Genomic DNA, 20,339 nt, shown 5'->3' with positions numbered 1-20,339 from the left:
GTGGGGCTTTGCCAACCTTCTGCAAACGTTCCGTTTTCCTGTGGAGCCTGCTGCGGATTATTTAATCTAGAATTAAAACCTGACCAATTCAGAACTGTTTTAAAAGAAAGGACAGAAACCTTTAAAAACTCCGTAGACTTTTCCAAACCATATACTATGGCGGAATTCAGAAAGGTAAGAGAAGAGGCAGAAAAAAATTACGTAAAGAAGGACCCACTCACCTATAACTGTCCCTTTTTAGGAATGCTTTCGGAAGAAGTAAGCGGAACTTCTCCGGAGATCAAAGTCAGAAGCAGGATCGGATGTATGATCCATCCAGTTTATACCGGAGATCCGCGTAGCCAGAATTATTCCTTTTATGGAGCGTCCATCTGCCAAGCTTACGATTGTAGGAACAAAGAAAGAAATTTTGCGGATGAATGGGAGAATATATTCTCCGAATTTGCAGATGATTCCTTTTCTTATTCTTCTCTTTCTTCTGATTATAGAAGTATAGATCTGATAGAAGGTTATCTGACGGAAAAAGGGATACCTTCTTCCGAATGGTTTACCAATTCAAGAGAAACTATTCTTAAAATCCTAGAGATCAAATTCGAACAGAATATCTCCTTATGGAATACTTCTTTCGAGCTGGATATGGAAAGTCCGCCTCCAATTTCTTTCAAGGAAAGATTGGCGAAATGGTTAGGCCTGGAATCGGATGATCCCAGGCTTTGAAAATTTTGAAAAGCGATTTGGATTTAATGGGGAAGGTTGTAAACGAAAAGATATAAGATCTTAGTCGTTAGAGTTTTTCTTACCGAATTCTTTTTTTGCTTCTTCTACTTTAGAATTAACTTGTCCAGCAAGACCTTCCACGGAACGTAATGCATCTTCGATATACTTTCTAAGATTGTTTGCAACTTCGCTTTGGTCCTGAGAACCTTTTGCGGAGAGCTCTTTAAATTCTTTTTCCACTTTTAAAAGAATACTGTCCGCTTGTTCCCTCAGGGTTTTTGCCGCTCCAATCGCGAAATTCAGTGCTTCTTTAATTTCCTTTTCCATGCTTTTGATCCCTATGTATTGTATGATGATTATGCGCCGCACAACGGCTTGTCAACAACTTACCGAAACCGTGAGGACATAAAAAAGGAGTAAGGGGAAATCCCACTTACTCCTCCGGAAATAGATCCGACTTTTTAAGAACCTTAGCCTAACTGAGGTCCAAACGCTGTGAAGTCGAAGTCTTTAGAGCCTTCTACATATTTTTTGAAGTTCTCAATAAACATGCCAGCTAGCTTTTTGGAAGACTCATCGTATGCAGCCTTATCAGCCCAAGCCTCGCGAGGATCCAGGATAGAACTATCTACACCTTCTACAGTTTTAGGATATTCTACTTGGAAGATCGGATGCTTCGTAAATCCGGATTTGTCGATGTTTCCGTTCATGATCTCGTCGATAATTTTACGAGTAGAAGGAAGGTTCATCCTCTTACCAGTTCCGTAAGCTCCGCCAACAAGTCCTGTGTTCATCATGTATGCGCGAACATTATGTTTACGCATCTTCTCACCTAACAATTTAGCATAAACAGTTGGGTGAAGTGTCATGAACGCAGCTCCGAAACAAGCGGAGAATGTAGCGGTAGGCTCTTTAACACCTCTTTCAGTTCCTGCAACTTTTGCAGTATAACCGGAAAGGAAGTGATACATCGCTTGTTCAATAGACAGACGAGAAACAGGAGGAAGAACTCCGAATGCATCGTAAGTTAAGAAGATGATCACTTTAGGATGATCACCTTTGGAAGGAACTTGGATGTTTTTGATATGGTAGATCGGGTAGGAAACTCTGGTGTTTTCGGTTTTAGCGGCGGAAGAATAATCTACAACTTTCGTTTTTTCGTCGTAAACTACGTTCTCTAAAAGAGCGTCTTTCTTGATCGCTTCGAAAATTTCAGGCTCTGTCTTAGGATCCAAGTTGATCACTTTCGCGTAACAACCGCCTTCGATATTGAAAATTCCGTTATCGTCCCAACCGTGCTCATCGTCTCCGATCAGTTTGCGGTTCGGGTCGGTGGAAAGAGTTGTCTTACCGGTTCCGGAAAGTCCGAAGAAAAGAGCAGTGTCTCCATCCTTGTTTCCGATATTCGCGGAACAATGCATGGAAAGAATTCCTTCCAATGGCAACTTGTAGTTCATTACGGAGAAGATACCTTTCTTCATTTCTCCGCCGTATTCGGTTCCACCGATGATGCAAAGTTTTTTTGCAAGGTTGAAGATCACGAATACTTCTGAGTTCAGGCCATGCTCTTTGTATTTTTCGTTCTTCACTCCGCAAGCGTTGATGATAGTGAATTCAGGGAGAAGGTTAGCCAACTCTTCCTTGCTAGGGCGAAGGAACATGTTGGTGCAGAAGTGGTGCTGCCAAGCTTTTTCGGAAACCACGCGAAGACCGATTCTGGTCTCAGGGTTTGCGCCAGCGTATCCGTCGAATACGTAGAGTTTTTTTCCGCTCAGGTAGTTTACACATTTTTGATAAAGCTCTTCGAAGACAGCTTCGGAAGCTTTAAAGTTAATATGACCCCACCAGATATTCTTGTTAGAAGAAGGTTCATCTACGAAGTATTTATCTTTTGGAGAACGTCCGGTAAAAATACCGGTATCTACCATCATGGTTCCGTTAGAGGAAATAACTGTTTCCCCGTTATTTTTTTCGTGTTCGAAAATTTCGTCGTATGAAAGGTTATGGAAGACTTCGGAGGGCTCTAAACCGAGCTCCTTCAGTCCCTTCACTTGCGTCTGGGCCTGCATTTGGCTCTCCTTATTGAGATCGTATTTCGATTTTTTTTCGGGTGAGGATACCGTCAATTCGGAACCGGGTCGAATTTGAAGGCAATTCCTAAATCCGACCCGTATTCTGTCACTTTAGCGACCGGTTATTACTGTTGTTGCTGCTGTTGATCTTGGAAGTCTTTACGATTTCCGAAATCATCTCCCTTATTCTCGTTTTTATCGCCTCTGTCCTGGTAATTGCCGCGATTTTGGTTTTTATTTTGGTAATCTTTACGGTTACCTCTTTCCTCGTTTCCTCGGTCCCCACGATCGTATCTATTTCCACGATCTTCTCCGCGTTCTCCGCCTTTACCACCACCTCTGTTTTCTTTTTCAGGGGCGCGTTCACCTTTATCAAAACCGCTATTTCCATTAGCTTTGGTGAATATCATTTTTCCGGCAGCAGTTTGAATAATAGAAGTAACGGTAACTTTCACTTCTTTTCCAACTAAATGTCCGCCGTTTTCTATCACTACCATGGTTCCGTCTTCTAGATAACCGATACCTTGGTTTTCGTCTTTTCCTTCTTTGATGACTTGGATAGCCAATTCCTCTCCAGGAAGAACAACCGGTTTTAATGCGTTAGCCAAGGTGTTCAGGTTAAGAACTTTTACTCCCTGGAGTTCGGCAACTTTGTTCAAGTTGAAGTCGTTAGTCACGATCTTTCCACCGGTGTCTCTTGCTAGTTTAATCAACTTAGCATCCACTTCTCTAGTGTCAGAATAATCTTTGTAAGTGATCTTAACTTCGATGGAACCTTTTCTTTGGAGTTTGTTCAACATCTCCAAACCGCGGCGTCCTCTTGCTCTTTTGATCGGATCGGAAGAATCACTGATTAGCTGAATCTCTCTTAATACGAAGTTAGGAAGAATGAGAGGACCATCGATAAAATGTGTATCAGCAATATCTAATATTCTTCCGTCGATAACAACAGAAGTATCTAGAATTTTATCTCTGACTTCATCTTTACCGATAGAAGCTACGCCGAATGGATCTACTAAAGAAGTAGGTCCTCCCCCGCCGCCTCCGAATACGGAAAGGCCAGGTTCTTTTGCAAAAGACTTACCTGCTCTAGCTCCGAAAAGACCTAGGATCAGGTACAATGCAAGATTCAATTCCTCAAATCGGATAATCGTTCCGATAAACCATGCTAGGGCGAATCCTAATAACGCACCCACGCCTACACAAAAAATAACGTCTCCGCGAAGTTTTGGAAATAGTTTAGTTTCACCGAACAAAAGTACGAGAGAAATTACGAGTACAAGCCCTGCACTAGAGCCCGAAAATACAAACTCTTGAGTTTGTTTTTGCGTTACAAAGAACGACACTAAGGAGAGTAGGACGGCCGTTAGACCTTTATAAAAATACGCCATAACTCAAATCCTTTATAATAAGATTCGAGTTTTATCGGAAACTATTCTTCGTCTACGTCGACTGCAGCTACGGGAACTCTTTCTCCCGGAGCAAATGTACTAGCTAGAACATCTGACACAAGGTTCCCAGCTTCTTCTTGGGAAACTCCTTTGCTTAGGGCGACTTCCATCTTTACTAGATTGTACGCACTTTCGTACAATTTACGTTCCATGATGGACAGTTCTTTACCGTTTGCCCTGCGGAATAAATTCCTGCACACATCCGCCACTTCGAAGATCGATCCGGACTTTATTTTGTTCAGGTTGTTTTGGTACCTGATCTTCCAGTCCTCTTCAGTATCGACCTCGTCTTTCTTGAGTAGATTGATAACTTTTTTGATATCCTTCTTGTCGATAATCGGTCGAATTCCGACCTGCTTTGCTTTATCGACCGGGATCATCACCTTCATCTTGCTACCCTGGATTTCCATTACGTAGCACTCTTTTTTCTTTCCCAGGATAACCTTTTTGGAGATTTCGGTGATTTCACCTACCCCGTGGATCGGATATACGACGTAGTCGCCTACGCCATGATCGTAGCCAGATTGTTTCTTTTTGCCAGCCAATTAGTATTAAGACTTCCGTTAAAACTCTGCCCAAAAATATAGCAAATTTTGAGGCAAAGTCAAGGAAAAAATGAGTAAACGCTCGATACTGAACTTAGTTCGAAAGTTCGGATCAAAATTGAAGTTTGTGAATGGAAGTTTTGTGAAAAATTGGATCGTTCAGAGGACGAATGGAATCTAGAGCCTTGGTAGCTTCTTCCTTTCCATAAAAATATCCTAGGAATAATTCACCGTCTTTAGACCTGAAAAATCTTCCTTGGAACTCAGGTTTTGCTCTTAGCAATTTTTTTCCAATTTCCATCGCCTCAACCGAATCTTCGGTCGGGATAGATAGGAAATAATTTTCCTTATCCGATCTGGCCGGGAATTTGAGCCCAGGATTCCGATTGGAATTGGAAGGAGAATTTTCGATCGTAGTAGAACTTACTGTTTCCGAAGAAGAATTTTCTCTCTCTTCTACGGATTGTTCCGTTCTTACACTTTTTCCTGCATTATAAAAAGACTGAGTTTCGTTCTGAGCAAACGCCTGCTCCTTCTGATCCAGCCTAAGACCGACAACTACACCGCCCGTAAAAAGTGAAATGGCTCCCACTAAAACCAAAAAGATAGATCTGGAACTTGGAAAAGAACGGATTGGAGAATTTCCTCCTCGCACATGCTGGATTGTTTGCACGGTTGGAAAAGACTCTCCCTGACGTGGGGAGGAACCTCTGGTTCCGGATTGTCTCAGTCTTCTGGAATAATCTATATTTTGCATATTGCGTCCGGGAAAACCTGTCTCTTCTCAAATATCGGCAGAATTCGCCGTTTCTTTGCAGTTTTTTTAAGCGGCAGTTCAGGGCAGAAAATAAAAAAGCCGGAGGATAACCCCCGGCTTTTTTGCAGCAAACCTTTCGGTCGCTTGCTTGTGACTTAACCTTATCCCACCAGATAAAGAAGAGGAAAAAGGTAAATCCAGATCAAGTCCACCACGTGCCAGAATAGACCCACACCTTCTACAGGAGTGTAATATTCAGGACCAACTTGATTTTTGATTACTTTCAAAAGTACCCAGAAAATCAAGAACGCACCTGCAAGAACGTGCAAACCGTGAATACCGGACATTACGAAATAGAATCCGAAAAACAAAGGCCAGTTTTTGGTTTTTTCCAAAAGAGTCAGGTGCTCGTATTCAGTTTCGTCCAGATGAAGTTTGTGTTCTCTTTCTGCTACGCTAAGTTTGTTAGCTTCAGCAAGTAGAGCACCAACTTTGGTTACCTTCTCACCGGAAGCGCTTAACTCTTCTGTGTAAGCGTATTTTCCAGGAACTGTACCTACGTGGAACTTATGAGTATATTCGAAAAACTTTACGACCATGAAGATCGCAGCGCAAGCGATAGTCACCGCAAGAGCGATGATCGCTTTATTTTTCATTCCTCTTTGCACATAGTTAATTCCAAGCGCCATAGTGAAGGAGCTGAAAAGAAGAACAACTGTGTTCACTGCGCCCAAGACCACGGAAAGCTGCTTACTTCCTGCATGGAAAACCTGAGGATACAAAGAATGGTAGATGGCGTAAGCCACAAATAATCCACCGAACATTAGGATTTCCGTAACAAGGAATAACCAGATCCCTTGTTTAGAAGTATCGTACTGATGCTCTAAGCTATTGAAATGATGTGCGTGATGAAAACCACCTGTGTGATTAGCGGTACTCATATGGCCCTCCGGAAATTACTGGGGTCTTGTCAAAGTTTTCGTGTGGAGGAGGAGAAGGAATGGTCCATTCCAAAGTTTTTCCTCCAAATGGATTATTGCCTGCTTCTTTTCCTTTCAGAAGTGCGTGGAACACTCCGAAAAGTCCGACTAAGAATCCTGTTCCGATCAACCAAGATCCGAAAGTAGACATTTGGTTCAATTCTGTGAATGTTGGAAGATAGTCGTAGTATCTACGAGGCATTCCCATATTTCCCAAAATGAATTGAGGGAAGAAGGTAACGTTAAATCCGGTGAAGATAAAGACCCAGGCAATTCTTCCGAGTAGGTCGCTATAAATTTTTCCGGTAACTTTAGGGAACCAGTAGATCAGCGCCCCCATAAGAGCCATCAGAGTTCCACCAACCATCACATAGTGGAAGTGAGCTACCACGAAGTAAGTATCGTGGAAGTGAACATCCATACCGGTAGAAGCCAAATAGACTCCGGTCAATCCACCAATGGTGAATAAGAACATGAACCCGATAGCGAACAACATAGGAGCATCCAAACGGATACTTCCTTTATACATTGTTGAGATCCAGTTAAACAATTTGATAGCTGTAGGAACCCCTACCAACATTGTGATAAAGGAGAACAGAATTCCCGCGAACTCTGATTGTCCAGAAACGAACATATGGTGTCCCCAAACTAAGAAGGAAACCCCGGCGATCGCTAAGGAAGAGTAAGCAATTGCAGTGTATCCGAAGATGACCTTACGAGAGTAAGTGGCAACTAACTCGGAAATCACTCCCATCGCAGGAAGGATCATGATATAAACCGCAGGGTGGGAATAGAACCAGAAGAAGTGCTGGAATAGCACAGGATCTCCTCCCAACTGAGGATCGAAAATCCCCACTCCGAGAGCTTTCTCTGCGATAAGAAGAAGCAGAGTGATCGCAAGAACTGGAGTTGCCAATACTTGCAGAATCGCAGTCGAATAAAGCGCCCAAACCATGAGAGGAATTCTGTTCATGGTCATTCCAGGCGCTCTCAATTTATGAGTGGTAACGATGAAGTTCAAACCGGTTAAAATGGAGGAGAATCCAATAATGAAAACTCCAAGAACCATCGGGATCACACCCATTCCGGTTTTAATGGAAGAATATGGAGTATAGAAGGTCCAACCAGTATCTACGTTTTGCATGAACAGAGTGGATCCAGTGATCATAGCTCCGATCATCAGCATGTACCAGCTCATTAGGTTCAATCTTGGGAAAGCTACGTCTTTTGCTCCTATCATGATCGGAAGAACGAAGTTTCCGAAAATTGCAGGAATACCAGGAACGATCACCATGAACACCATAATGGCTCCATGGTAGGTCATCATTCTGTTATAAACGTCTGCGGAAAAAAGGGTTTTTCCAGGTGTGAATAATTCTGCGCGAACTAATAGAGCGAAAACTCCTCCTAAAAAGAAGAAGCTCATGATCGCGACAAAGTACATGATCCCGATACGCTTATGATCTAAGGTCGTAAGCCAGGACCAAATCCCCTTTTGGTGATTCAGGTAATTATGTTGCTCGTGGGCCATTGTCCGTAATCCTATTTAAGCGTCTTAATGAATTCGATGATGTCCTTGATCTCGTCCTCTTTGATCCTTCCTTGGAAAGAAGACATCGCAGGAGGGTATCCAGCTACAATCTTAGCTGTTGGAACAAGGATGGATTGTTTGATATAAGCGTCGTCCGCAGTTACGGAAGATCCATCTGCGAAGTCTCTCTTATTACCATAAAGACCTTTGAAGGTAGGTCCAACAATCCTGGATCCGTCGATGGAGTGACAACCGCCACACCCAAGGCTTCCTTTGAAAAGAGCTTCACCTCTTTCTGCAGGTCCCTTGTTGCTTGCGCCAGCAGAAGCAGCGAGTTTTTCAGCCTGCCAAGCAGCGAATTGCTCTCCGTCCACCACACGAATCGTAGCCATCATATTGGAGTGCTTAGTTCCGCAATATTCAGTACAGAATACTGTGAAGTCCCCTTTCTCGATCGGAGTGAAAGTGAAAGTAGTTCTTCTGCCTGGAACCGCATCCATTTTGTTCCTGAATGCAGGAACATAGAAGCTATGTAAAACATCATCAGAAGTAAGAATGAAACGAATGGTTTTACCAACTGGAACTACTACGATCTCAGGTTTGAGAAGAGTAGAATCCGGGTCATTCTCCACTAACTTTTTATCGCTAGGGCTATTGATCTCGATATCATTCGCATATTTGAAAGTCCAAGCCCACTGACGAGCAGTAACGTGAACCTCAACATCACCTTTCTCTCCGACTCTGCGAAGATCGTGAAATACACTCCATCCCCAAGCGAAGATGACCATCATGATCACGAAAGGTATAAAGGACCAAAGAAACTCAGCAAGAGTATTGTGTGTGATATACGCACTTTTCTGGTCTTCAGTTTTCCTTCTATACTTGAATATGAATATTACCATTCCCCCAATGAGAATGATAAAAGAGATAAGGCCCGAAACAAGAAGAAAGATATAGAGGTTATCTACATCTCCCGATTCTTTAGTCGCTGGAACCGGCATGAAGCTTGTCGCCGTAATAAAAGAGAACCAGTTCATCGGATCGAAATCACTCCTTCCTTTTTTTATACTGTACTAGACGAGTTTTGTTTCTTCCAAAAGCGGAATAAGAACGCTGCAAGAACGAGGACGGTTAGAAAACCGCCGATTCGCATGATATTGAATGCGTATAATGTATACCTATTTTTGGATGGATCAAATTGGAAGCAAAAAAGGGCAACACTGTCAGTCAAATCGCCGATTTTACCGTTTCCAGCCTCTACGAGAGATAATCTCAGGGTCCTTTCATCCATCGGGATCCCTTTTAAATACCTGGAAATTTGTCCTTCAGGGGTGATCACATAGGCTACGGAAACATGTACCCATTGATCGTTATAAGGATTCCATTTGTAAGTAAAACCCAAGCTGGAAGACAAAGCCTTTATTTCCGGATCATTTCCGGTTAAAAAACTCCAGCCGGAACCGTCCCCTCTTCCATAATCTTTCACATATACTTCTTTTTTCGCTTTCGCCAGATCCGGTTTTTCTTTCGGATCAAAGCTTACCGCTACATAATTGAATTCTTTTCCTACTTCTAAATTCAATTCTTTGAGTGCGGTTGAGATCTCATTCAGATAAAGACTGCAAAGTGTAGGACATCTATAATACACTAAGGTAAGAAGAAGTGGTTTTCCTTCTTTCAGATAGTCGCCTATGCGGACTTGTTTACCTTGTTCATCTACGAAAGATAAATTGGTATCTATATGATTTCCTAATTTTTCTTCCAGACCAACGCCTTCGAGCTCCGGAGGAACTGCGTGAGCTGGCAATTCTCTTTCGGTATCGAAGGATAGTACGGGTAGGGATAGTAGAAAAAGAATAAGAGCCGCAGCTATTTTAAAAATCCGCTGCGGATGATTGGAGGAGAACAACGTTCTATCCCGGATTCTTTCCTTACTTCGCTGCCGAAGTGTGGGAAGGAACTACTTCGTTATAATCTTGAACACCTTTGTGGAATGCAGAAAGATAAACGAAATAAAGAATGTTAGCGGTCAACACGACCACGAATGTCCAAAAACCTGCCTTGTTGTAATGGTCTCCGTTTTGGCTCATGGAATGACTCCTAAAGTATCAGAAAAAAACGTTTCACTTTTTGTAGAAAGCGAAAGATACCAGCCAGTTTTGGAGACCTGTCCTTTTTTTGAAAGCGTTTTTGTTTTTCAGGGTTTTCATGCGTTTAGAACCGACATAAAAAGCTTCTGTCCTTAGGTCGGTATACTAGAACGTTCGTTCTTTAGATTCTTGAAATGTTTTTTGCATGAGAATTAGTCTCAGATCAAAATTGAAGCTTTCGATTTTCAAACATCAAATCTCTTGCCCCAAATCAATCGCGCTCAAGTATGGTAAAGAAGAGCTCGGATTTCCGAAAAAACAGAATGATCGCTTCTACTTATTCTCATTTCAGAAAGTTTTCTCTCTTTCTGGTCCTCTATTCAGTTTTAATTTTTATAAACTTATTATATGGACCTCTTGTCCGTGCTACCGACTCAGGACTTGCATGTCCTGATTGGCCTTTTTGTTTCGGTAAAATTTTTCCGGACTTCGATTTTAATATTTTTATGGAAGTCGGGCATAGATATTATTCCGGATTTTTAGGAATCGTTCTTATCGCAGGTACTTTCTGGACTGCATTTGTTCCGGAATTAAGAAAACCTTTTTTGGGTTATTTTATCTTAGGGATCCTGCTGATCGCTTCTCAAGTTACATTGGGAGGTTTGACTGTCCTTCTTTCTTTAGATCCTGCCACTGTAAATCTTCACTTATTGAATGCTATTCTGTTTTTACTCTGCATAGGTACTGCGACTTTTAAGGCCGCTTATCTTGCAAATTCTACAAATTCAAATGAGTTTTTAACAAAACAAAGTTTATTCCAAAAGGATCAAATCCCTCTTTTGATCGGAGTGTTGTTGATCTTCTTCCAAATTATTTTGGGAGGAAGAGTAAGTTCCAATTACGCAGGACTTGCTTGTTTAGAATTCCCTACATGCAACGGAGAATGGATCCCGTCCGTCCCAGAACCTAAAATACAGATCCAGGTGCAACACAGATTAGGCGCCTATTTAGTAGCATTTTATATTCTCCTAATAAACCTTTATGGAATATTCAAAGGATTCTCCGCAGAGACTAAAAAATACGTAAGAACAGCGATCATACTTCTGCTTATACAGATAGGATTAGGGATCGTTAACGTATACATGAAACTTCCGAAATTAGTGACTGCCGCTCATACCGGAGTGGCCATTCTTCTTTTCTTAGCCATGTATGCAGTTTGGGTGCAGAGAGCTTCTGAGCTTTCCAAGAGTAAGGTTTCTTAAATAGAATGAATAACTTTTTTGCAGACTGGAACCAAATGATCAAACCAAGGGTAAGTTCCCTTGTATTGGCTACTGCTGTGCCTGGTTTATACCTTGGTGGCCCTTCTGCACCTAGTACACTTTTGGTTTTTATGACTATGCTTGGGACTTTTTTAATGTCTTCTGCATCTTTTATCTTCAACCAGATCATAGAAATAGATAGAGACGCTAAAATGAAAAGGACTGCGAATCGTCCACTTCCTGCAGGAAGGATCAGTATCGCTCAGGCTTGGCTCGTTGGATTTGCAATGACCTTCGTCGCATTTGGGATCTTATATTATTTTGCAAATTTATTAACTGCAATATGTGCATTTGCCGCACTTCTCGCTTATGTTTTTCTTTATACAATTCTACTAAAACCGAGAACTCATCAGAATATTGTAATAGGTGGAGTGGCAGGTTGTGTAGGACCTCTCATCGGTTATGCAGCTGTTAGTAATTCTTTACCTTTACCTGCTTGGATATTATTTCTAATGATCTTCCTCTGGACCCCGGCTCACTTCTGGGCACTCGCTATCTTCCTAAAAGAAGATTATAGCGACGCGAATTTCCCCATGCTTCCTGTGGTAAAAGGTGTAAAAGAAACTGGGCGTTCTATTTTGTTTTATACAGTTCTATACGTGGGATCCGTGATCGCGTTCTATTGGGCGGAACCATCCATGGGTTGGTTGTATATGATCTCTTCAGTAGCGTTAAGTATCTCCATACTTTATCTTTCCGTAAAATTATTCCAAAATCCAGAGCCTAAATTCGCTAGAGGATTTTTCTTTTTCAGCATTCTCCACTTGTTTTTAATCAATATTTTAATTCTGATCGATCATTCCATTCCTGCCTGACTAAAAGTTCTCCAAACCGGTTTTTCGCTCAAAAAATTTCATTTCACTTTTTAAACCTTTCAGAGTTGACATTCGTTTAATAGCAGATAGTTTTCTCTCCTCAAGAGGTTTTCATATGATCGGTCTTTCGAATTCGGTTCGCCCTTATGTCCTGAAACTATTTGTAGTTTTAGGTTTAATATCCCTCTCGGGCCCGCCAATTTTTTCTCAAAGCAAACCCGGAGAATTCGACGCGGAATTGTATGCGCAGTTGGTAAGACAAAGCAATGTGCAATTCACGAATCTGATCAAGTCTAAGACTGTACTTGCAGATCATAAAGGTTGGAAGAAACCGATAGATAAAGCGTTCGGTAAACTTTCCAAAAATTCCGGTAATCCTCCTTTCCCTCTAGTTTATAAAATCGTAAAGGATGCAAGCTTCAACGCATTTGCAATGGCAGGTGGGCAATTCTGTATTCATTCAGGAGCTTTAGATTCACTCGATGAGATCATCAAACAAAAGGAAGCGGATGCAGCCCAAAAGTTGGACTTCTATCGAGAGAAATATATCGCAGGAGTATTGTCCCACGAGTTAGCTCACTTCTACAACAGGCATGTTTTTAACAGTGTAAAAAAGTTTTACGCGCTTAAAGATGAACCATCAGGAAAAGCATTTTTAGAAAATAGTAAGTTCTCTCAAGAACAAGAGCTAGACGCAGACCAAACTGGTTTATTCTTATTGGATAAGGCCGGTTACGGTGGTGATTTTATGCTAATCACTCTTCAGACCTTAAACGAAGTAGAACAATCTTACAAAGAAGCATTGGCCGCCTCTAAAGCCGACAAAACAAGACCGGAACTGATCGGTTCTCATTATTTCTCCAGCCATCCTTCTCCCAATGAAAGATTGTCCAGACTCAAAACGGATAAACAAGAATTGTACAGCTTCTTAGCTAAGATGGAAAAAACTTTCGATGATATTCAATTGGGAAGAAATTTAGATGATGCAAGATCCAACTTAGAAGATGGGATCAAAAAATTCCCGGAGAATACTTACTTAAGCAAAGCACTCGCAGTTTGTATGCACAAGATCTGGATGGCAACAGCTTCTAACGAAGAATTAAAATTAAAACCGGTTTTGGACATGCCTTCGTTCAGAGATACAATGGTGTTTCCTCCTGACAAAAGTAAACGCGCAGTCATGAGGATCGTCCCTGGAAATGAAGCTGCATACAACCGTGCACTCAAAGCATACAGAGAAGTGATCGTAAAAACGGATGATCCTTATTTCCTTTCCAACTATGCAGTATTGCTTTCTTATTCTGCAGACGAAAAAGATCTAGATGTAGCAGTTAATGTTGCCAACCAAGCTTTCCAAGCGGAAGGAACTGTTGCCCTCGCGAACAACTTAGGAGTAGTTCTTTTCTGGACGGATAAAAGAGAAGAAGCAAAAGAACTTTTCAATCGTTTGGCCTTATCGATCGATCAAAAGATCCGAACGCTTGCAAATCAAAGTGGAAACAATCCTCAGATCGCTCAATATCTAAGGACAATCGGCCAATCCACAGCGCAAAAACAACAAGTGGATCCTGATTATATTTATGAGAACTTCACTCCTATCTTAAACATCGCTTTGGTTGAATCTTATTCTGCGGTAGATCCAAAATCAAAAGGACTCGCGAGTTATTATTTAACTAATTACGATTCTACCTCCGGCTGGGCAAAGGTACTAGCGAAGATCCATTCAATTGAACTGACTGCTCCTACACAGGCAAATGAAGTGAATGCATTTAAAGTAGGAGGAGTTGGTCCTGGAGATAAGTTGGAAGACCTTCTGAAAAATTGGGGAAAACCAACGCGTATTAAAACGGATAAAAAAAGCGGTTTGGAATATTTCGAATACGATAACAAAGAGACTGCGTTTATCTTAGATATGGGAACTGTAGTCCAAGTAAATGTAGTGGGAGATAATAGCCCAGGTTTAGGACAAGGGATCACTGTAGGATCTTCTAAACCTGCTGCAGAAAAACTTCTGGGTTCTAAATTCAGAAAACAAGGCGAGTACCACGACTACTACGAGAAAGGTAAGGCTTTCGTGAAATATAATAAACACGGAAAGATAGATCAATTAGTGGTTCAGTGATCGATCTTTAAAAACAAACCTTCTAATTAAAATACCGGTCCCGGAAACCAAAATCGCCGGGACCCAAACATATAAAAGTTCCGACTGGATCACAACCCAACCTCTTGCGGTAAAAAAATTCCTTGGACCGATAGGAGAAACTCTGATCGGTCTGAACTCAAAAAAGATCCTATCAGAACTCCAAGGGAGAAAGAACCCGACTCCTAAACCTCCGGTAGTCATCGCATCCAGCACGCCGTGAGAGATCGCTGATACAAAAAGAAATAAAAAGACGGTAAGCCAACTTGCTTTCAGTTTGGTCCTGAAAAATGCAACGAGGCAGGACATTCCCAAAGCAAATAAGATAGAATGAGTAAATCCTCTGTGGCCCCAATCGCTTTCATATGGGATCCCGAATTTAAAGGCGACTACGTCGAAATCAGGAAGAACAGAGAAGAATATTCCAAAAATTGCAAGTAAGATCGGGATTTTCTTTTTTCCGAAAAAAAAGAAGAGTGAAATTGGGACTGCTGGGTGAGAGAATATTGTGGCCATTGATTGTCAAGTCCTGCAACGAACCAAACTTCCATCCTTGCGGAAGAAAATTTTCATCTCCATTCCCTTTTCCGGGGCTTGGGCATGATAATCTAATTTGCATTCTGATTCAGAAGGAGAGAAAGGATTTCGAGGAAGTTTCTCTTTAGGACACCAGAATCTTTCTTTTTCGGAACTGTACAATTTCCAATCGGAGGGATATAGAGGATTTATCCCAGCATCTAAGAACAAATTCCTGGAAAGTTCCTGAGGCTGGTAAGGACTCCCTCCTCCATGAACTCCTACGAACATATCCACTCGATCGTCTCGGATGTATAGAGGCGACCCCGTATCGTTCAGGCAGAAGTAACCGTCATGGTACTTCCCATTCTGCATTTTGATCTTCTTCTCTTTGATTTTAGAAATAAAAGCTAATGTGCCGATCACCTTGGATTTGTTGCAGGAAGAAATTCTAGACCCAATCTTCTCGCATAAGTCCTTAAAACTCACAGCCAAGGTGCGGTATGGAAATACCTGGTAATTGTATCCGGCACCCCAACCCCATTCCAGATCATAGAGTTCGTATTTTCCTTCTCCAGCGAAATGGTACTTCTTCCCATCCTTTGCGATCCCAGAACCTTCCCAACGTACTTGTTCTAAGAATGTAGCAGACGCTCTGCCAATTTCTTTTCCGGAAGGAGAATATGCGGGCACTTCAGTTCCTGGAAATGCTTCTTCCAATGCTAAATGATAATACGTAGGATAATAGGATCCCAGACTCGTTGGTTGGAATTCCGACAAACGTTCCAGGTCTTCTTGGAAGAGAAATCTTTCTAAAGGCTTCGGAGAATGATCCAGAGACGTCTGCATGGGTCGAAACGCATGTTGGTAGCCAAGAGGTTTCAAATTGATCCGTGGATAGTGACAGGACTCTTTAGAACGACGTATCTTTGAGGTCTCGGACTTGGAGAATGGATCTTCTAAAATGACAGCTTCTCCGTGGAATACACGGATGCCATGTTCCTTTTCAGGAAACTTACATTCACAACCTTCGGGAGAGTTAACGCAGAGAACTTTTGCGTAAACAGGAGGGGAGTTTTGGCTGAATAAGGAGGTGGAGAAGAGTAGAAGGTAGAGTAATATCCCGCTCCCAAGAGGGAGCGGGACCAGTTTCTTTAGAAAAAAGAGCAATTAGATGTTGCTCTCTCCTTCGCTGGAACCGCCAGTTGGGAACAGGCTTGGTGCAGGCGTAGGTTCTGGGGTCGCAACTGGAGCAGCAGGACGAGGCGCCGGTTTCTTTGGAGCAGTCTTTTTCTTAACTACTTTCTTTTTAGGCGCAGACTTCTTCTTAACTGCTTTCTTCTTAGTGGCTTTAACGACCTTTTTTTTCGCTACTTTCTTCTTTGCCGCTTTCTTCTTAGGTGCGGCTTTTTTCTTTGCTTTCTTCTTAGCTACCATGGTATAGATACTCCTTGTATCTGGGGAATCTTTCCGTTATTCCTAGAGTAAATTTCCACTCGTAAGACTTAGAGCCAAAAGAGTAAAACCTTTTTTCATTTTCTTTCGTTAAAGCAATCTAAAACATTTCATAATGTTTCATTTCTATCTTAAGTTGTGCTGAATGAGTATCCTAGATCGGTAAAACTCTCTTCAGGAGAACGTAGTCGATGGCTAATTAAGAAGGTTTTGACTAAACCTTTTCCTTTCACCTTGATCTCTCCTCTTTCTGTTAACGCAAAATCGGATTTAATTAGTTCTGCAGTGGATTCTGTGACCTGAATTTCTCCCGGAACACCATGAGATTCCATGCGACTAGCAAGATTTACTGCATCTCCCCAGATATCGTAGATGAATTTTTTAGTTCCGATGACTCCTGCGACTACTGGACCAGTATTAATTCCGATCCGCATACGCAGTTTAGTACCCATTTTTTTGAGTTTGAATTTAGAAAGAAGTTCCTTCATGTCCCAAGCCATATGTGCTACAAGCAAAGGATGCGCCTCATTCGGTAGAGGTAGACCTCCCACCGCCATATATGCATCACCGATAGTCTTAATCTTCTCCAAACCGTATTTTTCTGCCAGAATATCGAAATGAGAGAATACTTCGTTTAAGATGCGCACTACAGACTCAGGCTTCATCACTGCGGAAATTTTAGTGAAACCTACGATATCCGCAAAAAGAATAGAAACATTCGGATAACTATCCGCTATGAGTCCAGTGTTTGACTTTAATTCTTGAGCTATAGAGTCCGGAAGAATGTTCAGAAGTAATTTTTCCGCCTTATCCTGCTCTATGCGGACCTTTTCGTACGCTTCTTCGATCTCAACCCTTGCTTTTTCATTGTCTGCAAGTGTAGAACGTACTGTTCCAAGAACCAAATTGTAACGTTCTGCGATCTGACCCACTTCGGTGAATGGTTCAACAGGAACATCCACTGCCAGGTCGCCAGTTTTTCTCTGATAATCCATCGCTAAAAATAGATCGATGAGCTCAGTAGTTGCCTTATGCTCCGAGATGTTTAGGCCCATTCTTTCTTCGTCCCCATCAACTCGAAGAGGGAAAAATTTATTAATCAGGAAGAAGATCAGTAAAGAAAGTCCAAATGCAAATCCTCCCACGGAAACGATTCCTAAGATCTGGGTAAGAATAAGAGAGGATCTAGTAACATTATACCCGATCAAATTCAGATCGCCAAAAATTCCTACTGCAATCGTTCCCCAAATTCCACCGATCAAATGGACAGGAATAGCTCCGACTGCATCGTCTATCTTCAGTTTTTCTAAAAGTTTTTCGGCAGGAAGAACGAATAGGCCGGCAATACTACCAATAATCGCTGCCTGCACTGGAGTAAAACAATCCGCTCCAGCAGTAATGGCGACTAGTCCAGCCAAGGATCCGTTCAAGGGTGCAGTCGCTTCCGGAAATCCTTTGATCAACCACGCGGCCAACATCGCCACCATAAGAGAGAATCCGGAAGAGATAATCGTATTTAGAATAATACCTGGAACTTTTTCGTTAAAACCTAAAGTGCTTCCCCCATTGAATCCCATCCAACCGAACCAAAGAAGAATTCCACCTAACATAGCCATAGGCAAATTACTGCCGGTCACAGTTTTAGGCGGTTCATTTTCCGGAAATCTTCCAATCCTTGCTCCTACAATGAGAAGAAGTGAAAGTGATACCCAACCTCCTACGCTGTGAACCAAAGTGGAACCTGCGAAGTCGTGAAAGCCTCTCGCTGCCAACCAACCATGATTCTCATCTGTAAAACTTCCTCCCCAACACCAATGACCGGCAATCGGATAGATCACACCCGAGATGAGAGCAGTGGCGAATAGATAAGAATGGAATTTTAATCTTTCTGCAACTGCTCCGGAGACTATCGTCGCAGAAGTTCCGCAGAACACTAGTTGGAATAAGAAGAAGGTCGGAGGCCAAGCCTTACCTTCCGGAAACACAGGAGCAAATAAAGAAGTTCCTATGATCCCGTTCCAAGTGACTCCAAACATAAGTCCGAATCCGAATGTATAAAAAAGAAGAGTAGCTACTCCGAAGTCCGCCACATTCTTGATGGCGACATTGATGGAGTTCTTGGCTCTAGTAAGTCCGGATTCTAATACAAGGAAACCGCCTTGCATAATTAGCACCAGTCCTGAACATACCAAGACCCAAAGTATATCTAATAAGCTCTTTTCTAAGATCATAGAAAAGGTTCCCCCGAATGATTCCTGATAACTGTTTCGCTTATTAATGTAAATTATCGGAATCATTTTAATCCAATCCAACAAGTGGCAAGCGGAAACCTCATAATAATGTAACAAAGAAGGACGATAATTCCCCCGAAACCCATCCCTTATTTGAGTGAATTCTAAACTCTCAAAGGGCCTCGACTACTTCTCCAGACCCTGAAACCTCCTAGGATTTAAGAGAAAATTCGTTTTTTTTGAAGAACAGTGTTTATTTCGAACGTAACGACCGTTCTACAAAGTCTTATAGATAACGGCTAAAGCAGGCGCTTCGGAGGAGAAAAAAGCCTTTCCCTCTAAAAAGCCTGTTTTAAACAGGGATTAACTCTACAAAAACCGAGATGTTGGTATAATTCCATGAGGGAAATCAAAACCGTAACCGTTCTTGGCGCAAATGGGACAATGGGCGCCGGATCCGCAGCTATCGTGGCAGCTTTTGGTAAAGCAAAAGTCCATATGTTAGCCCGTGACGTAAACAAGGCTAAAGAAGGGATCGAAAAAGCTATTTCTTCCATTAAAACGGACACTATTCGTCCTAGATTAATTCCTGGTTCTTATGACCAAGACCTGGAAAAAGCAGTCTCCGAATCCGATTGGGTTTTCGAGCTTGTTGCAGAAAGTTATGAAGTTAAAGAACCGATCAACAAAAGGATCGCGAAGGCTCGTAAACCGGGCACTATCGTATCCACTGTTTCTTCCGGTCTTTCTATCGCTCGTTTAGCGGATGCTTTCGACGAAGACGGTAAAAAACATTATTACGGAACTCACTTCTTCAACCCTCCATATAAAATGATCCTTTGCGAATTGGTAACTCATGCTGGAAACGATAAAAAAGTTACTAAAAAACTTGGTGAATATCTGGATAAAACTCTGGGACGCGCTGTAGTTTATACGAATGATACTCCAGCATTCGCAGGTAACAGGATCGGATTCCAATTGATCAACGAAGCTGCTATCAAAGCGGAAGAATATTCCGACAAGGGTGGTATCGCTCTTATCGACGCGATCATGAGCGGATACACCGGAAGAGCAATGGCTCCTCTAGACACTGCTGACTTCGTAGGTTTGGATGTTCACAAGGCGATCGTAGACAACCTCTATGAGATGACTAAAGACGCTGCACATTCTACCTTCAAACTTCCTGGTTATTTCCAAAAGTTGATCGATAAAGGTGACTTAGGAAGAAAGTCCGGACAAGGTCTTTATAAGATGACCAAAACTCCTGACGGTAAAAAGGAAAAATTATATTACGATATCAAAGGTGACCTGTATGTTCCGGTCCCTAAATTCGATATTCCTTTTATCAAAGAAGCAAATCGCAGGATCGGCGAGGCTGATTATATCGGCGCAATGAATATCGTAAAAGAAGCGAAAGGTCTGGAAGCGGACATCGCTCGTTACTTTATCGCTCGTTACGTAAGCTACTCTCTTTCCATCGTGGGAGAAGTTGTAGAAACTAAAGAAATGAGCGACCTTGCAATGGGAACCGGATTTAACTGGGCGCCTGCATCTGCATTCGTAGACTTCTTAGGCGGACCTAAGGAAGCAATCAGTCTAATCACTAAAGCAAAACTTCCTGTTCCGGAAGTATTGGCAAAAGCGAAAGCGGGTAAACCTTTCTATCAACTGAAAGATATTTTAGACGCTCGTTCTCTTTTTAAAGGATAATAAGGGA

General features: G+C 42.0%; 19 protein-coding genes. 5 read left to right on the top strand and 14 right to left on the bottom strand.

From position 1 onward, the window contains the following. Entirely contained in the window at positions 1-717 is a 717-nt protein-coding gene (locus CH352_RS09625; protein WP_100705072.1) for a hypothetical protein, read from the top strand. 60 nt (positions 718-777) lie between these two features. On the opposite strand, the gene CH352_RS09620 is transcribed toward CH352_RS09625, so the two are convergent. From CH352_RS09620 to CH352_RS19030, 10 genes are all read right to left on the bottom strand, one after another. Beyond that, a complete protein-coding gene (locus CH352_RS09620; protein WP_008595105.1) occupies positions 778-1,044 on the bottom strand; it encodes a phasin-related domain-containing protein in 267 nt (88 codons plus the stop codon). A gap of 143 nt (positions 1,045-1,187) precedes the next feature. Beyond that, positions 1,188-2,786: a phosphoenolpyruvate carboxykinase (ATP) gene (gene pckA, locus CH352_RS09615; protein ID WP_100705071.1), complete on the bottom strand. Its 1,599-nt coding sequence runs from the start codon at positions 2,784-2,786 to the stop codon at positions 1,188-1,190. Between the two features lie 128 nt (positions 2,787-2,914). Next, on the bottom strand, positions 2,915-4,180 hold the full coding sequence (locus CH352_RS09610) for a PIN/TRAM domain-containing protein (protein ID WP_100705070.1): 1,266 nt from the start codon (positions 4,178-4,180) through the stop codon (positions 2,915-2,917). A 41-nt stretch (positions 4,181-4,221) separates the two neighbouring features. Then, entirely contained in the window at positions 4,222-4,785 is a 564-nt protein-coding gene (locus CH352_RS09605; protein WP_100705069.1) for a CarD family transcriptional regulator, read from the bottom strand. A gap of 112 nt (positions 4,786-4,897) precedes the next feature. Next, positions 4,898-5,542, bottom strand: coding sequence for a hypothetical protein (locus tag CH352_RS09600; RefSeq protein ID WP_100705068.1), 645 nt, complete (start codon positions 5,540-5,542; stop codon positions 4,898-4,900). A gap of 161 nt (positions 5,543-5,703) precedes the next feature. Further along, a complete protein-coding gene (locus tag CH352_RS09595; protein ID WP_100705067.1) occupies positions 5,704-6,483 on the bottom strand; it encodes a cytochrome c oxidase subunit 3 family protein in 780 nt (259 codons plus the stop codon). Beyond that, positions 6,470-8,053: a cytochrome c oxidase subunit I gene (gene ctaD, locus CH352_RS09590; RefSeq protein WP_100705066.1), complete on the bottom strand. Its 1,584-nt coding sequence runs from the start codon at positions 8,051-8,053 to the stop codon at positions 6,470-6,472. Before ctaD ends, CH352_RS09595 begins: the two co-directional genes overlap by 14 nt. Before the next feature lie 11 nt (positions 8,054-8,064). Next, the gene (gene coxB / locus CH352_RS09585; protein WP_207766625.1) at positions 8,065-9,090 is read right to left on the bottom strand and encodes a cytochrome c oxidase subunit II; all 1,026 of its coding nucleotides are present in this window, start codon (positions 9,088-9,090) and stop codon (positions 8,065-8,067) included. Between the two features lie 26 nt (positions 9,091-9,116). Further along, complete coding sequence (locus tag CH352_RS09580) at positions 9,117-9,962, bottom strand: SCO family protein (RefSeq protein WP_100705065.1); 846 nt, start codon at positions 9,960-9,962, stop codon at positions 9,117-9,119. Positions 9,963-9,984: 22 nt separating this feature from the next. Beyond that, on the bottom strand, positions 9,985-10,143 hold the full coding sequence (locus CH352_RS19030) for a hypothetical protein (protein WP_165780131.1): 159 nt from the start codon (positions 10,141-10,143) through the stop codon (positions 9,985-9,987). A gap of 323 nt (positions 10,144-10,466) precedes the next feature. On the opposite strand from CH352_RS19030, the gene CH352_RS09575 reads away from it, so the two are divergent. The 3 genes from CH352_RS09575 (at position 10,467) to CH352_RS09565 (ending at position 14,402) form a co-directional block, all read left to right on the top strand. After that, positions 10,467-11,405: a COX15/CtaA family protein gene (locus CH352_RS09575; RefSeq protein WP_100705064.1), complete on the top strand. Its 939-nt coding sequence runs from the start codon at positions 10,467-10,469 to the stop codon at positions 11,403-11,405. A gap of 5 nt (positions 11,406-11,410) precedes the next feature. Next, on the top strand, positions 11,411-12,280 hold the full coding sequence (cyoE, locus tag CH352_RS09570; RefSeq protein ID WP_100705063.1) for a heme o synthase: 870 nt from the start codon (positions 11,411-11,413) through the stop codon (positions 12,278-12,280). A gap of 115 nt (positions 12,281-12,395) precedes the next feature. Next, the gene (locus CH352_RS09565) at positions 12,396-14,402 is read left to right on the top strand and encodes a M48 family metallopeptidase (RefSeq protein ID WP_100705062.1); all 2,007 of its coding nucleotides are present in this window, start codon (positions 12,396-12,398) and stop codon (positions 14,400-14,402) included. On the opposite strand, the gene CH352_RS09560 is transcribed toward CH352_RS09565, so the two are convergent. From CH352_RS09560 to amt, 4 genes are all read right to left on the bottom strand, one after another. Continuing rightward, positions 14,388-14,936, bottom strand: a complete 549-nt coding sequence (locus CH352_RS09560) for a metal-dependent hydrolase (protein ID WP_100705061.1) — start codon at positions 14,934-14,936, stop codon at positions 14,388-14,390. The two genes, CH352_RS09565 and CH352_RS09560, sit on opposite strands and share 15 nt — an antisense overlap. A 6-nt stretch (positions 14,937-14,942) precedes the next feature. Then, positions 14,943-16,106, bottom strand: coding sequence for an RlpA-like double-psi beta-barrel domain-containing protein (locus CH352_RS09555; RefSeq protein WP_100705060.1), 1,164 nt, complete (start codon positions 16,104-16,106; stop codon positions 14,943-14,945). After that, positions 16,107-16,373 (bottom strand): hypothetical protein, encoded by a 267-nt coding sequence (locus CH352_RS19080; protein WP_207766624.1) that lies wholly within the window; start codon positions 16,371-16,373, stop codon positions 16,107-16,109. 149 nt (positions 16,374-16,522) lie between these two features. Beyond that, positions 16,523-18,622, bottom strand: a complete 2,100-nt coding sequence (gene amt / locus CH352_RS09545) for an ammonium transporter (RefSeq protein ID WP_100705058.1) — start codon at positions 18,620-18,622, stop codon at positions 16,523-16,525. A 399-nt stretch (positions 18,623-19,021) separates the two neighbouring features. Here amt and CH352_RS09540 point away from each other — a divergent pair, with 399 nt between their 5' ends. Further along, a complete protein-coding gene (locus CH352_RS09540; RefSeq protein ID WP_100705057.1) occupies positions 19,022-20,332 on the top strand; it encodes a 3-hydroxyacyl-CoA dehydrogenase family protein in 1,311 nt (436 codons plus the stop codon). Positions 20,333-20,339 lie beyond the last annotated feature (7 nt).

Source organism: Leptospira hartskeerlii (assembly GCF_002811475.1).
Classification (GTDB): domain Bacteria; phylum Spirochaetota; class Leptospiria; order Leptospirales; family Leptospiraceae; genus Leptospira_B; species Leptospira_B hartskeerlii.
This window is presented reverse-complemented; position numbering and strand designations above follow the sequence as displayed.